This window comes from Halorubrum rarum (assembly GCF_048380895.1).
Taxonomy (GTDB): Archaea; Halobacteriota; Halobacteria; order Halobacteriales; family Haloferacaceae; genus Halorubrum.
This window is the reverse complement of sequence record NZ_JBLWMN010000010.1, coordinates 39,247-54,531: the sequence shown is the minus strand read 5'-3', so window position 1 is coordinate 54,531 and position 15,285 is coordinate 39,247. Positions and strand designations below refer to the sequence as shown.

At 57.4% G+C, this 15,285-nt stretch carries 12 protein-coding genes; 6 read left to right on the top strand and 6 right to left on the bottom strand.

Going from position 1 to position 15,285, the window contains the following annotated elements; genetic code table 11:
* Nucleotides 1-18: 18 nt before the first annotated feature.
* The gene (locus ACNSN7_RS09575; RefSeq protein WP_418282053.1) at nt 19-837 is read right to left on the bottom strand and encodes a hypothetical protein; all 819 of its coding nucleotides are present in this window, start codon (nt 835-837) and stop codon (nt 19-21) included.
* 822 nt (nt 838-1,659) lie between these two features.
* On the opposite strand from ACNSN7_RS09575, the gene ACNSN7_RS09570 reads away from it, so the two are divergent.
* From ACNSN7_RS09570 to ACNSN7_RS09545, 6 genes are all read left to right on the top strand, one after another.
* Nucleotides 1,660-2,460 carry an enoyl-CoA hydratase/isomerase family protein gene (locus tag ACNSN7_RS09570; RefSeq protein ID WP_418282052.1) on the top strand — a complete coding sequence of 267 codons (801 nt, stop codon included), beginning with the start codon at nt 1,660-1,662 and terminating at the stop codon, nt 2,458-2,460.
* A 2-nt stretch (nt 2,461-2,462) separates the two neighbouring features.
* Nucleotides 2,463-4,643: an acetate--CoA ligase family protein gene (locus ACNSN7_RS09565; RefSeq protein ID WP_418282051.1), complete on the top strand. Its 2,181-nt coding sequence runs from the start codon at nt 2,463-2,465 to the stop codon at nt 4,641-4,643.
* Nucleotides 4,644-5,200: 557 nt separating this feature from the next.
* Nucleotides 5,201-5,698 carry an Lrp/AsnC family transcriptional regulator gene (locus ACNSN7_RS09560; protein WP_418282050.1) on the top strand — a complete coding sequence of 166 codons (498 nt, stop codon included), beginning with the start codon at nt 5,201-5,203 and terminating at the stop codon, nt 5,696-5,698.
* A gap of 606 nt (nt 5,699-6,304) precedes the next feature.
* Complete coding sequence (locus ACNSN7_RS09555; RefSeq protein ID WP_418282049.1) at nt 6,305-7,720, top strand: aspartate aminotransferase family protein; 1,416 nt, start codon at nt 6,305-6,307, stop codon at nt 7,718-7,720.
* Nucleotides 7,721-7,780: 60 nt separating this feature from the next.
* On the top strand, nt 7,781-8,305 hold the full coding sequence (locus ACNSN7_RS09550) for a winged helix-turn-helix domain-containing protein (RefSeq protein ID WP_418282048.1): 525 nt from the start codon (nt 7,781-7,783) through the stop codon (nt 8,303-8,305).
* Between the two features lie 197 nt (nt 8,306-8,502).
* Nucleotides 8,503-9,876 carry a M28 family peptidase gene (locus ACNSN7_RS09545; protein WP_418282047.1) on the top strand — a complete coding sequence of 458 codons (1,374 nt, stop codon included), beginning with the start codon at nt 8,503-8,505 and terminating at the stop codon, nt 9,874-9,876.
* Between the two features lie 144 nt (nt 9,877-10,020).
* On the opposite strand, the gene ACNSN7_RS09540 is transcribed toward ACNSN7_RS09545, so the two are convergent.
* From ACNSN7_RS09540 to ACNSN7_RS09520, 5 genes are all read right to left on the bottom strand, one after another.
* A complete protein-coding gene (locus tag ACNSN7_RS09540) occupies nt 10,021-10,821 on the bottom strand; it encodes an ABC transporter permease (protein WP_418282046.1) in 801 nt (266 codons plus the stop codon).
* A complete protein-coding gene (locus tag ACNSN7_RS09535; RefSeq protein WP_418282045.1) occupies nt 10,818-11,747 on the bottom strand; it encodes an ABC transporter permease in 930 nt (309 codons plus the stop codon). Before ACNSN7_RS09535 ends, ACNSN7_RS09540 begins: the two co-directional genes overlap by 4 nt.
* 54 nt (nt 11,748-11,801) lie before the next feature.
* On the bottom strand, nt 11,802-12,932 hold the full coding sequence (locus tag ACNSN7_RS09530) for a M24 family metallopeptidase (protein WP_418282044.1): 1,131 nt from the start codon (nt 12,930-12,932) through the stop codon (nt 11,802-11,804).
* A gap of 101 nt (nt 12,933-13,033) precedes the next feature.
* Nucleotides 13,034-14,158 carry an ABC transporter ATP-binding protein gene (locus ACNSN7_RS09525; RefSeq protein ID WP_418282043.1) on the bottom strand — a complete coding sequence of 375 codons (1,125 nt, stop codon included), beginning with the start codon at nt 14,156-14,158 and terminating at the stop codon, nt 13,034-13,036.
* Nucleotides 14,159-14,209: 51 nt separating this feature from the next.
* The gene (locus ACNSN7_RS09520; protein WP_418282042.1) at nt 14,210-15,181 is read right to left on the bottom strand and encodes an ABC transporter substrate-binding protein; all 972 of its coding nucleotides are present in this window, start codon (nt 15,179-15,181) and stop codon (nt 14,210-14,212) included.
* Nucleotides 15,182-15,285 lie beyond the last annotated feature (104 nt).

Genomic DNA, 15,285 nt, shown 5'->3' with positions numbered 1-15,285 from the left:
TGAACCGGTCCGAAGCAGTCATTCGAACACCTCCGTCCCGGGGTCGGTGACTGCAAGCAGATCACCTGCCCGATCTTCGAGGTACACCCCGCTTTCGGAGCGGAAATGGATGTGGACCTCGACCGTCGTCGTCGCAAGTATCCCATGGACGAGGTCGGTATGCGGTGCCGAAAGAGTGCTGAGTCCGAGCAGCGTGAGCCGTTCGATACGTGGATATGCACGTTCCCACACGGAACCGTCCGTCGCCATGAGCGATCGTGTTGCTCGCCGTACCAGTTCCGTCTCCGAGACCGCCTTCGAGGTCCGTTCTCGGAGGCCCCGTTCCAGGCCGAGCGCGGTGTCGAGAAGTTCCGTAGCAGTTGCGTCGATCGGACTGTCCAACTCATCAGCCGTATCCCGCCACGCCGCAACTCGCTCGGGGTGGAAATTTGTGACCGTCTCTACCTCCGTACGGATCTGTTCGACCTGTTGGGGTTCGCGCGACGTAAACCGGGGTGGAAACGGGATCTCTGATGACTCCTGAGACGTCGTCTCCGCAAGGATCGACCGGAGCAGAGTTAAGCGATCTATTCGGTCGATAGTCGTAGTCGGACGTTCGGTCGATTCTAAGAGCCGTATGCTCAGCTGAACGGGGTCCTCGAAGGAGAAGGCGTCTTTCGAGAGATTCTTCTCCCGAAGCCGCCGCTGAATGTTCCGTTGATGGAGTTCAACCGGAGACACGACGAGTTCCGTCGGCCGTGTAGATCGGCGCGCCCTCTCGAACAGCTCGTCCTCGTCGCCGACGTAGAGCGTCAGCCGTTCTTCGGCTCCGTCGGCCAGTGTCTGGTCGCCTTCCATTGGTTCCCGACGATAACTCGTCGTCTTCGCCTCTACAACGCCCTCCCGGGAAGGATTGTCGATTATTCGCATTCATCAGCGCGTCAGGATGTTCGCCATCACCGAAGGGGATCCGGAGCACACCAACTCGGTTGGTGATGTAGACCGTCGCTCGACTCGATCGAAGAGCAACGCAACGGTTGACCGAGCCACCCGGCGTCGAGAAGTCGTCGAAGGGGCCATCCCGGAGACCGCCCACTAGTTCTTTCTCGCTTGTGGACAACCGGGCACGTCTGTGCGTCCGACGTCGTCAGAATATTCCCATTCCGCAGTATCGAGGTCGTTTATCCTCTCTTCTTCTTTCGAACTGTTTCTCTGCTTGGTCACTGAACGAATTTGGAGAGGCGACTTCGTTATCGAAGAAATACCGCTCGAACGATCAAGAGCCCATGTCATCGTGAATGCCACACCCGCAGAAACGTCAGCACCCGCGACTGGGACAAACTGGAACAGAGTTCGCGCGATCAACCTAGCAACAAGACCAGTAACAGCAGTCCCGCCATTGTGCACATATATTCTGTTGCTGTGCCTGCATCAATATCTTGACATGAGGTCCTCCAAACTCAACCAAGAGAAACTGAAGTTCTAGCACTGATAACTGTCAGCATGTCATGTTAAATCCAGGTATATATTTTCGATACACTCATCTGTGCTATACACTCTCTATAGGAATCTATCTCAAAATAGAGATTTTAATTCGTAGAATTCCTAAAATTGGATATAGATATTTCCATCAGATAAGATTTATGTGGGTAAGTCACGAGGTGAAACCCAGCAACACATATGACCACAACTGATCAAGTGACGGATCCGCCGACTGTCTACGAGTTGCACGGTGATACGGCACGGATCCAACTGAACCGTCCAGACCGACTCAATGCAGTGACGGCTGATCTTTACGATGGGATTCAGCGCGACCTCACACGGGCCGCGGACGACGATGCGCGGGTCGTCGTTCTCGAGGGGAGAGGGCGTGCATTCTGTGTTGGTGCCGATATGCAAAACCACGTCGAACGGGATCGGTCCGCCAAAGAACGCCGCGACTACGTTTGGAACGCCCAAGAGACCTGCCAAGATATTCAGACACATTCGGCACCGATCGTCGCAAAAGTCCACGGCTACGCGATCGGTGCAGGAGCCGAACTTGCCATGAGTGCGGATTTCGTTTTAATGGCAAACGACGCCGAGCTTCGCTTCCCGGAAGTGAGTATCGGTACGTACGTCGGAGGGGGTGTGACGTACACGCTTGCACAGCGCGTCGGAGCCACGCGAGCGAAGGAGCTCGTTCTATCTGCGGCCACCCTCAGCGGCGAAAATGCGGCCGAGGAGGGTATCGTAACGCGGGCGACCGAGGAGTCCGAGTTGGACGACGCTGTCGCCAAACTGGCTGACGACTTGGCTGGGAACGCGCCGATACCGATGCAGTTCGCAAAAGAACAGTTCGGACGCGTCGGGGCCGCAACCCGTAACGACATGCTAACCGCCGAGGCAGAGGCCCTGCTGGCCTGTATGGCCACCGATGACTGGGAGGAAGGTGTTGATGCGTTCGCAGAGGATCGAGAGCCGACGTTCGTGGGTGAGTGATCGTGTCCGAGCCAACCATCATCGAACGGATCATGGACCCGAACTCGGTCGCAATCGTCGGTGCGTCGAAAGACGAAACGAAACGGGGATACCAAGCGATCGAGACGCTTCAGGGGAGTGGGTACGACGGCGATATCTACCCGGTCAACCCGAATTCGGACGAGATTCGTGGTCTCAAAGTGTATCCGGCGGTGTCTGAGATTCCAGAGCGGGTTGATATCGCTCTCATCGTCACACCCGCCCGTATCGTTCCAAGCGTGCTTAAGGACTGTGCGGGAACGGACCTTGCTGGGGCCGTCGTCATCGGGGTCGGGTTTGGCGAAGCCGGTGAGGGCGGCGAAGCGCTGGAACGCGAGATCGTCTCGTTGGCGAACGAACACGACATACGGCTCGTTGGCCCGAACACGTCGGGTATGATCAACGTCCACGCGGGGTTGAATCTCGTCGGCGCGGAAACAGTCCCTGAGGGCGGACTCGGTTTGCTGTGTCAAAGCGGGAATATGGCCATTTCCCTGTTCACTGAGGCGGCTACCAGAGACGGGGTTGGTTACAGCTACTACATCGGCGTCGGGAATGAGGCCGATCTACGATTCGACGAGTACCTGCCATATCTGAACCAGGATCCCGAGACGGTCGCCATCGTCCTCTACGTCGAAGGAATGAGAGAAGGGCGAGCGTTCCTACAGGCCGCACGAGATATCACCCCGGAGATGCCAATAGTCGCTCTCAAGAGCGGTCGATCGCCTGTCGGGAAGCAGTCCGCATCGTCACACACAGGCGCGCTTGCGGGGGACAGCGAAGTGGCTAAGGACGTTTTCAAGCAGGCTGGCGTCATTACTGTTGATCGGTCTGACGAGCTACTCGCCGTTGCGAACTCGCTGTCATCGCTTCCGGATGCGGACGGCTCGAACGTCGGCATCCTCGCTGACGGCGGCGGACACGCGACGCTGGCCGCGGACGCGCTATCGGAACACGACCTCTCTGTTCCGGAGTTGACCGTTGGAACTCAAGAGTGTCTCGACGAGGTACTTCCCGACGCGGCGAGTGTCGTTAATCCCGTCGACGTCGCTGGCGGGACTGATGATAACCAGCGTATCTTCTATGACTGTGCCGAAGCAATGATCGCGGATCCCAACGTCGATGCCCTGATGCTCGTCGGGCTTTTTGGCGGATATGGTATCAGGTTCTCCGAGGAGTACACCGCGGTCGAGTGTGAGGTCGCGGCCGATCTGGCGTCGCTGGTTGATGACAGCGATATCCCGATTGTCGTCCAAAGCGCCTACGCGGGGTTCGGAACCGAACCCCACGGGATTCTCCGGGAATCGGGAATACCGGTCGTCGAATCGATCGATGTTGCGACGGCCAGTCTCGAGGCACTAGTGACATACGGCCGTCACCTCGCTATCGGCGATCGAAAGGGCGATTTCCGACTTGGCAATAGTACCGACAATACCACACTCGTCCAAGATGCGCTCCGGGCAGGCGACACACAACTCTCTGAGTATCGGGCCAAATGGGCCCTCCACAATAGCGGATTACCTGTCGTTCCGTTCGAGTTGGCCGAGTCACGGGAAGAAGCGATCACAGCGGCTGATCGTATCAACGGTACGGTAGTGATGAAGGTCATCTCTCCGGATATCGTCCACAAATCCGAGGCCGGTGCGGTAGCCCTCGAAATCGAACACGATGATGTCGGGGATACGTACGAGGCACTGCTTGCAGCTGCCCGAGAGTACATGCCACGTGCGACGATCGAGGGGATCCTTGTATCGCCGATGCGGACCGATACCACGGAGTTGATAATCGGCGTTGTCAACGACGAGCAGTTCGGTAAAGTATTGATGCTCGGCATCGGCGGCATATTCGTCGAGGTTCTCGAGGATGTCACCTTCCGAGCTCTTCCAGTCTCGGACACCGACGCCCGGGAGATGCTCGAAGGAATCGATGCTCAGGAGATACTCGACGGGACACGCGGTGGGCCAACTGTCGACCGGCAAGCGATTATCGATCTACTGTTGGATGTCTCGGCGTTCGTACGATCCAACCCGGCGATCGATGAGTTAGATCTGAACCCGGTGTTTGCCACCGATGATGGTGTGGAAATTGCCGATGCCGCCGTTACGCTTCACAATGAAACACAGATGCCTGAAACCACGACAATACCGGAGGTAGACGGTGATTAAAACCGACACGCCGCTTGAGATCGAACGTCCTCGGGAAGGCGTTCGCCGCCGCGATCTGCGCCCAGCGGATCTGCGCGCAGACGCGCGACCACGAGGAAGCCGTTTCCGCCTTTAGGGAGGATCGAGATCCGAAGTTCGAAGGCCGATGAGACCGTTCGAGTGTTCCGTCATCCAGTTCGAGGCTCCGCTGCGGAATCGATCGAAGAGACCGTCACTAGGATGTTAACGGTAATCGAGGAGGCGAACTCGCTGAGCCTGTTCCAGGGCCAATGACGGGACAATCAGCTCCGCCGCTGAAGCCTCTGAGACAGCAGTACTTTTCGGAATGCCGGTCGTCGAATCGGGGACGTTCCACAACGCCGCTGTCTGGACCGACCCCGATGGTACCGTTTGTAGACGCTACGACGAACGCCACCTGTGGGGCAATGAGCGCGATGTCTTCGATCCGAGATAGCTATCTTATCTAAACTCCCCATGAACGGATTGATTACCGGCCACCCCGGTACAACGGTCGGCTACGACAAATTATTACCAAGCACGGAGATACATGTAACACAATGTCTGAGGTGACGCTCGATCAGGTTGATTTCGAAATACTTCAACGCCTCGATGAGGACGGTGAGGTGAGTGTCGAAGAGCTCAGTGACGAACTTGACGTTAGTACGTCGACCATCTACTACCGGATCAACGGCTATCGGGAGAAAGGGATCCTCAAAGGCAAGATATCGAAACTTGACCCGAAAAAGATCGGGGTCGGATTAATAGCAATCACTGAGATACACGCCAACTACGACGGTCCGGGATACGAGGAGATCGCCTCTGAACTCTCTTCGCTGTCTGGCGTTCAACGCGTCTTCTTTATGCTCGGGGAGATGTCGTTCTACATCATCTCTCGTGTCCGTGATCAAGAGCATCTCCAACGTCTCATGGAAGCGATTATCCAGATAGACGGGATCGAAAACTCCAACACGAATATCGTGCTTCGTACGTTCAAAGACGAGGACCGGTTGCTAGTGAACTACGACGACCGTGACCTCGAACGTCTGTGGGGGTAGCGTCACGGAGTATCGGTTGTTTCGGCTAGAAGAGGGACTTATTGACGATTTTTATCCCATACACACAGATGTGATCTCGTTTCGAACTGGTCGTCTTACGTTAAGCATGATTCCGCGGTAGACGTAGTCTAGCAACGCGGATTCCCACGGCACCGTACCGTTGAGTTGGGATGGGTACAGTTTTGTAGCCACATTGTTGGACGGCTCTTGGCTGTGCCAACCAGCTGTTACTCCGCTCCCAGCATTCGGAGATACTTTTGCTAACTGCACCCCGATTCCGACACAGAAGAAGGTCTCTTCTACTTGGTAGCGGGGATTCGACATTGTCCGATTACCAAGTCGGGAGACCGCCTCGGTCAATAGATATTACGAGAACGAGTGTTTGAAACCATCCATTCTCCTTGATTCTCCGTAAAAACTGTATTCGGAAGTGATAGTTTTACGAGTTGGTGACGAGTCACTGCGGTTGGATATCGTTCGCTTGTCACCCGTCTGAGCGTGAATCGAGTTACCGAACTCCCAGTCGGCTCGGGACGGGTTTGAATTTCATGTCCTTACATAGTTCCGTAATAAATATTTATATATTACCAATGTATCTCTATGGGCATGGTTGCCGGACCACCGATTCACAAACTACACCTCACAGAAGCGCCCGATGTCGGTCGCGTTCCCGGACCGAACTCCGAACGACTGTTGGAGCGTCAACGGTCGATCGAGAGCAACGCCGTCGCCTACCCTCGGACGATCCCAATCGCCCTCGAAGAGGCGAAAGGAGCGACAGTACGAGATGTCGACGGGAATATGTATCTAGATTTCTTCGCGGGTATCGGCGTGTTGAACGTTGGCCACGCGAACCCCTTCGTCATGGAAGCGGTCCACGACCAGCTCGATCGGTTCACCCACACAGTAGATTTTCCAACCGAGGTACGGATGGATTTCATCGATGCCCTCGACAAAATCGCCCCCAAGGGGCTGCGTGGAGCCAACAAAATCGTCTTCGGCGGCCCTACCGGAAGCGACGCGATCGAGGGATCGATCAAACTCGCAAAGCACAACACGGGCCGACACGGGCTATTAGCGTTCGAGGGAGCGTATCACGGCACGACGGCGGGTGCGCTCAGCCTCACGGCGGGAAAGAAGTACAAGAAGGGGTACGGCCCGCTGTTGGCCGATGCGGTCCACGTTCCGTTCCCGAACCCGATGGAACCACATCTGGAAGGCGATGTCGAAACGTTCTGTCCGGCTAAAGAGTGCTGTGGGTCGGGGTGTTGTGCCCGCTCGCTTGACGCGGTACAGCGGAAGTTCGAAGCGCCCTACGGAGGTCACGAGTCACCGGCGGCTATCTGGGTCGAGCCAATCCAGGGGGAAGGTGGTGTCGTCGTCCCACCAGAGGGTTTCCTGTCGGGATTGCGAGATATAGCCGACGACAATGACGCGTTGTTGATCTTCGACGAGATCCAGACCGGGTTTGGGCGGACCGGCGAGTGGTTCGCCTCTGAACACTGGGACGTCACGCCCGACGCGATGACGATGGCGAAGGCGATCGGCGGGTCAGGGTTGCCTCTCGGCGCGATGATGTATCACGAAGAGTTCGACACGTGGGAGCCAGGCGGGCACGTAGGAACGTTCCGTGGCAACGTGCCGGCCATGGTCGGTGGGATCCGGGCGATCGAATACATACAGGAGCACGATCTGTTGGCACACGCCAGCACGGTCGGCAACTACATTCGATCGCGATTCAACGAGCTACATGAGGAGATTAACGAACTCGTTGACGTTCGGGGGAAAGGGCTGTTCACGGGTGTACAGTTCCGTTCGTCCGATGGGACCGGCGACGCGCTCGTTTCAAAGATCCAGACTAATTGCTACGAGAACGGTGTGCTCGTCTGGTCGGCCGGGAGGAACGGAGACGTGCTTAGGTTGCTCCCGCCGTTGGTCCTTACCGACGAACAGGCTGCGGTCGGCATGGACGTGATTTGTGAGGCTGTTCGGGATGCGGTTTCGGAGGGCAGTTCACAGTGAGATCAAAGATGTACAGTGTACCCGGAACGTTCATACCGATTTCACCGGGAATATGATGGCATGAATAAGCGAACGGAGGCGGCACACGTCGACTGGGAGTTCAAACAGCGGGATTTCAAGATCCTCCGCGAACTGGCGAGCGATCCACAGATCTCGAGCCGGGAACTCGCGACGATACTCGAAGAGAAGTACGACATCGATGTCTCGCACGTGACGGTCAGCGAGACGATCAGACAGATGCGACAGGAGAACGTCTTTCGGGAGGCGATCCTCCCGAACGAGAACTACTACAACTTCGCGTTGTTCGAGTTCAAGTTCTGCCCTAAGAACTTCGACGATCACTGGGAAGAGGCGATGGAGTATATCATGGACGACAAACACACTCTGATGTACTTCATCTCGAACGGGGAGTACCAATGGAAGACAATCATGATGTTCAGGACGCGGCAGGCCGAATCAAAGTGGATCCACGAGTTCTACAAAAAACACGGACAGGTCGTCTCAAACGTTCGAAATTCGGTTGTGCATAACCTGCTGAAGTTCAGAACCGATCCGGAGATCTTCGAACTGCTCGACGAGACATAACTAATTTGATAACGGGAATCTGTCGGTTTTAAACGCCACAGCGATCGATTACCGGGATTGGATGGACGATTCCTACCACAATCGGATTACCGAATACGAGGTTGAATCCGTATTGATTAACATTTCATTAGATTATACTGCTATCTGTTACCATATCTTTATACTTGCCCCATACAACTCTAATATTGGTATAAATGATGGACATAGAATACGCCCAGTTGGCCGGAGAAGCGTACACAGGAACGCTCTCGTGGGATATCTTAGAGGAGCTCGTCGAGGTCGAAGGAGGGAACCGAATGGCCGGACAGCGTGGTGAGAAGGCGGCCACGGAGTTGATGCGATCGACGTTTGAGGAACTTGGATTGCAGGACATCGAGGTTGAGCCGTTCGAAATCGGCGGCTGGTGGCGCGAATCGTCGTCACTCACTCTTTCTGCACCCCGCGATCGGACGTTTATCGGTCGACACGAGATCATCGCATTACCCGCGACGCCGTCGGGGATAGTCGAGGCGGAGTTGGTGGATCTGGGTGTCGGGACACCGGGAGACTTCGAGGACGCAGACATCGATGGAAAGATCGTCGTCGTCGGCGCGTCCGATGATGTCCCAAAGGGGTACGAACGGCGGTTCCACCGGACAGAGAAGTATTACCGTGCAATTGCAGGCGGCGCGGCTGGCTTCCTATACTGGGCCCCCTTGGAAGGTTGTCTTCCGTCAACTGGATGGATCTCCTTCGAGTTCACCGGCGTTGGAGAGATCCCCGCGTGCGGAATCAGCAAGGAAGTCGCGAGTCGGCTGCGGCGATACTGCAGCAAGAGAACGGTTAAGGGTGAACTGCAGATTCAGTGTGAGAATGCGCCGACGACCTCCCAGAACGTCGAAGCCGTGGTCGGGCCCGATACCAACTCGGAGGTGCTCGTCACCGCCCACGTCGATGCCCACGACATGGGCGAGGGGGCGATCGACAATGGCGTTGGCTGTGCGCTGGTCGCAGAGATCGGACGGTTGCTGGTGAAGTTCGAATCCGACCTGGAGACTCGGGTTCGCCTTATCGCCTTCGGGGCCGAGGAGGCCGGCTCGCTCGGGGCGAAACACTGGGTCGCCGATCGCGGCGGCGATCACGTCAAGAGCGTCGTCAACCTCGACGGGCTCGGTCACGAACGAACGCTTGACGTTGCGACCTGCGGATTCGAACCGTTCGCAGACGTGTTCGAGTCGATCGGTGAGGAGCTTTCGATCCCGATCGAGATCGACCCGGACCTTGCGCTGTTCGCCGATCAGTGGCCGTTCGTCGAACAGGGAATTCCCGGTCTGGAGGCGAAATCAATCCGTGACGACGACGATCGACGATGGGGGTTGGGTCGGCTGTGGTCACACACCGACGGGGACACGCTAGACAAACTCGACGTCCGCGACCTGCGCGAATTGGTTGTGCCGATTACGGCCGCGGTCCTGAAACTTGCAGAAACCGATCGAGACGTCCCACACAAGACGCAAGCAGAGGTTATCGCGGGGATCGACCCTGGAACCGAGGAGGCGCTTCGAACGACCGATCGGTGGAAGTGGGACTGAAGCGCTCGAAGCGCTCGATCGAATTAACGGAGAGTTCTCGTATCGATCAACGGTGCGGTTTTGCCGGAAGACTGACTAACTATCGAGAAACAGTCGAGTCGATCAGAGCCGGACAACAATGGATCGAATCGACCGTTCGACGGCTTACGCGTCCGTATTCTGGACGCTGAGCCGCCGTTGAACGACCAACGCGACCAGCGGGATGACGATCGTCACCACGAGCACGAGCGTCGCGAGGACGTTTACCTCCGGGGTAATGAGCGTTCGAGCCATTGAGTAGATGACGATAGGCACCGTCGTCGTCTCCCGTGCGACCCAAAACTGTGTAGCGGTGAACTCCCCGAAAGAGATCACGAACGCGAGTACCATTGCGGTGAGGATCGCCGGCGCGATGATGGGAAAAGTCACCTCGCGGAACGTCGTGATCCGATCGGCGCCCAACGTCATTGCAGCGTCCTCAAGCGTCGTGTTGAACAGGAACAGGCGACTCCGAACGATCAAGAACGCGTACGGGAGTGCAATCAGGGTGTGCATCACGATGATCCACCAGATGCTTCGCGACCAGCCGATCTCGACGAAGAACACCGTCGCGGCGACGCCGATAATGACTGGCGGGACGAGCATCGGAGTCAGTAACACGATGACGAGTCCTTTTTTCAATGGAAATTGTTTTCGAACGAAACCCATTGCCGTCACCGTCGCGATCGCCCCGCACAGCAGTGCCGAGACGATTCCGACCTTGACGCTCACGACGACCGCGCTGATGAACATGTCGTTATCGAAAAATCTCGCGTACCACACGAGGCTCAGCCCCTCCGGGGGGAACCCAGCGATGCGCTGTGGGTTAAAGGAGTTGATAACGATGACCGCAAGCGGGATCAGCATGCTCAGGTAGATCAGGAGCGAGACGCCCTTGATCGCCTGCCAGTTCCACTCGCGTTTCATAGCGACGCTCCCTCCAAGGCCTCCTCGAGATCGGCCTTCTTAGTGAACAGGTACAGCACGACACCGAGAAGCAGCACGTAGACTATCGACAGCGCGGCGGCGAACGGCCAGTTGAAGTCCTGCATGAACACAGTCGCGATCACCGGTGCGATGAGCCGATCGGAGCTACCGCCCAACAGCTCGGGTGCGATAAACGCTCCAGCCGAGAGAATGAACGTAAAGAGGATCCCCGAGACAACTCCCGGCCACGTAAGCGGCAACGTAACCTCTACGAAGGCGCGGAGGTCGCTCGCGCCCATCGTCTTGGCCGCCTGTATGATCTCCTCGTCGATCGTCGACACCGACGCGTACACCGGCAACACCATGAACGGCAGAATGCTTACGATGAGTCCCAGCAACATTCCGTGGGTGGTGTACAACAGCTGGACGGGCTCGGAGACGACGCCGATCCAGATGAGGAATTTATTCACGACGCCCTGACGACCGAGGATCGTGATCCACGCGTACGTCCGGATAACGAGTGGAACCCAAAACTGGACGACGACGAGACCGAGCAGGATCGGCGTCCAGCTGCTTTTCGATCGGCCGATGAAGTACCCGAGCGTGTATCCGAGCGGAAGCACGACTATCGTGGTGACCAGTCCGACGAGGACCGAGCGACCGATGATCCGTTGATACACCGTCCCATCGACGAACCGTTGGTAATTCTCGAACGTCACCTCGTAGATGATCGTGCTCCCCTCGCCGGATCGGAAAAAGCTGAACGCGACGATTATTAAAAGGGGGAGAACCAGGAACACGAACGTCCATAGCAGGCCCGATCCCGGCGACAAGAGGAACCGTACCCGGCGGTTCTCCATCAACTGCGTCTTCACCGCGTCCACCGGCTTTCGAACCCGATCGAGAGTCGGGATTGCCAAATTCATCGAACACCCCGCCGGAACCCGTCAACGACTGAATACGTGCAGTTCGTGTGCATCTTAGATGAATTTCTCTTGCTCGGGATGTGGGGTCCGAGAGAGGACCTCGCTGCCGTGCTTCGTCACCAGTACCATATCCTCGAACCGGATTCCGGCCACGTTGTGACGGAAGAGTCCCGGTTCGATCATCACGATCATGTTCTCCTCGAGCGTGACTTGTTCGGTCGGGCCGATGTATGGCGGCTCGTGGGCGACGACGCCGATCCCGTGGCCGATGTTGCCGGCGGTCAGCCACTCGCCGTAGCCGAACTCCTCGAACACCTCACGCGAGGCGTCGTACACCTCACGGCCCGTCGCCCCGGGTTCGATTGAGTCGATCGCCGCTTGGTGCGCCTGAAACGTCGCCTGGTACATCGATCGCTGCTCCTCCGTGGGCGTGCCGACGACCATCATCCGCGCAAGCTCGCTGTAGTACCCCTTCCACATCGGTCCCTCATCCAACTGGACGAACTCGCCGCGGCGGATGCGCTTTCGCGACGGGTACTCCTGGCATCGCGACCACCGGACGCCCGAGCTGACGATCGCGGGCAACGCGTAGGCCCCTTCGGCCCCCGCAGACAGCATCGCATCCATGATTGCCCCCGAGACCTCACATTCGCGGACGCCGACGTCGACCGCTTCGATGCCGGCTTCGATACCGAGTTCGGCGATCGATAACCCTTCCTCGATGATGGCTATTTCGGCCGCCGATTTCACCGCACGCGCTCGAAAGAGGATGTCCCCTGCGTCGCGGAGTTTCGCGCTCGAAAGTGCGGCCTCGAGCTTTCTGACGAAGCGATACTCGAGGTGCGGATCGATTGCAATCACGCCGTCCAGAAGTCCCATCCCCTCCAGCACCTGGACAAACGACTCGGCGGCCTCGCCATCGGTTGCCGAAAACGACACTACATCGTCGAGCCAATGACGCTGCTGGAGATCCGCTGCGAGTCGTGGGGCAGCCACGATAGTGGGATTTCCCTCTTGAGGGACGATCGCCCCGTGTTCGGCAGACAGCGAGAAGCTGTCGTAGGGGCCATAACCGGCTAGATACCGGAGGTTGTCCGATCTGTTGACAAGGAGGGCATCAACATCTTCCTCCTTCATAAAACGCTGTACCTTCCGGAGGTTTTCGGCGACGACTGGTTCGAGCACTCGGAACATCTCCTGGCGCTCGTAATCCCATTGGTTCGTTTCCCCGAAATGTTGATCGAAGGTCTGTCGTTCGTCGCTCGCGTCGTCGTTGCTGGCATTCATTAAATTTCGACCTCCAGGTGTTGCTGGGCCGCACCTCGGTCAGTGTCGCCGTTCGATCTGTCCGGTGCGGTATAAATCGCGTCTTCCGGCCGCACACTCAACCATACGGTTTCGCCGGTATCGAAGACCGTCCCGCGCCCGTCACCGCTGATCTGGACAATGGTGTCGAGCTCGTGGACTGTAACGTAGTAGATGACGTCACGCCCCTGATAGTCAACCTCGTTGATCGTCCCAGAAAACGTATTTTCGACATCCGGCTGGGTCGCCGACACGGAGACGAGTTCGTTGCGAAGGAAGACGGCGACCGGATCGCCGTCGTCGAACCCCTCGCGCCGTTTGATGGAGAGTTGTGCGTCGTTATCGAACCTGACGAAGGGCTCGTCCCCCAAGTGGAGCGTCCCGTCCAGCCGCGAGGACTGCCCAAGGAAGTTCGCGACGAACGCAGAGGCCGGCTGTTCGTAGACGGTTTGGGGGTCGCCGAACTGTTCGAGGTTACCCCCGTTCATAACGGCGATCTTATCACCCATCGAGAGTGCCTCCGTCTGGTTGTGGGTAACGTACACCGTCGTCACTCCGGTTTCCCGCTGGATCCGTTTGAGTTCGGTTCGCAACGACTGTCTGAGCTTCTTGTCGAGGTTCGACAGCGGTTCGTCCATCAACACGAGGTCGGGATCGAACGCCAGCGCTCTGGCGACGGCGACCCGCTGTTGCTCGCCGCCGCTGCACTGGTGGGGATACATGTCATTGTAGCCTTCGAGGTCGATCATCGAGAGCATCTCCGCGACGGTTTCCTCGCGTGTTTCCTGACTCTCCCCACGCATCTTCAGCCCGAAGGCAATGTTCTCTCCGACGGTCTTGTGTGGGAAGAGGGCGTAATCCTGAAAGACGACACCGATGTCTCGTTTGTATGCGGGGAGGTCAGTCAAATCGCGGTCCTTCAGTACGATCGACCCGCTGGTTGGTGTCTGCAGCCCCGCGATATTCAGCAGTGTTGTCGTCTTCCCACAGCCGCTGGGGCCGACGACAGTAATGAAGTCGCCCTTCTCGACGGTCAAAGACACGTCGTTTACGGCGACGGTGGATCCGAAAACCTTTCTAAGCGATTGTATCTCAAGAAATGACATTTTGTAGGTTCACAATGTGGTGGTGAGAATCGAGGGTATCCGTGATCGTGGTTAGTTGGACTGGACTTCTTCCCAGGACTGAGACCACTCGTCAGTGTGTTCGTCGTGGTACTCCGGATCGAGGAATATTAGTCGTTCGCCTCCGGAGGGATCGTAGTCATAGAGGTTCTCGATCGCCGAGGACGTCGCGGAGGTCGCGGGGGGGTACCCGAGCGTCTCAGTCAACGGAACGATAATGTCGTCGCGCAACAGGAAGTCCATATACGTGAGCACTGTACGACGCCGTTCGTCGCTAAGACCCTTCACCATCACCCAGTTGTCCGACCAGCCGTAGGCACCCTCCCGTGGGACGACGTAGTCGAGGTGATCGTGGCCGTCGTTGACGGCACCGAAGATCCGCCCACCCCACGCCTCGCCAACGCCGGCTTCCCCCTGTGCGTACATTCGGACGTGTTCGTCGCCGCTCGACCAGTAGCGGTTGATAAGTTCGGACTGCTCACGTACCGAATCCCAGATGCGCTCGATACCGTCCTCGTAGGAGCCATCGACCTGAATGTCGTTCGGGTCCATATCGAGGTATAGCGCCGTCGTGAACACGCGCAGGAAGTCAGTCCCCTGCATGGTGATTCGACCATCGTTCGCCTCGTCCCAACAGGCCTCCCACGAATCGAGTTCGCCGAACTCGTCCCGGTTGTACGCCATGCCGACGGTTCCGTAGACGGTCGGGATACCATGGATCTCCTCGCCTGGGTCGTAGATCGGATTCTTGAACGTCTCAAGCAGGTTATCGTAGTTCTCGAGATCGCCAGTGTCGATCGTGTCCCAGACACCCTCAGAAGCGCCCATGTGTAACGTGTTCGCCGAGGGGAGCGTCGTGTCGGCGTCCGACTGGCCCGATTGGATCCGTGAGTAGCCGTCGAACTGGTCGGAAACCAACGCGATGTCGATGTCGATACCGTACTCCTCCTCAAACGGCTCGAAGACGTGCTCCTCGTAGGATTCGAGGTAGTGTCCGCCCGTCATCTGGATCGTCAGCGTGTCCGCAAGATCCCCGTCCGAGGTATCGCCATTGCCGTTTCCGTCTCCGTTCCCGCTTCCGTCTCCGTTCCCGCTTCCGTCTCCGTTCC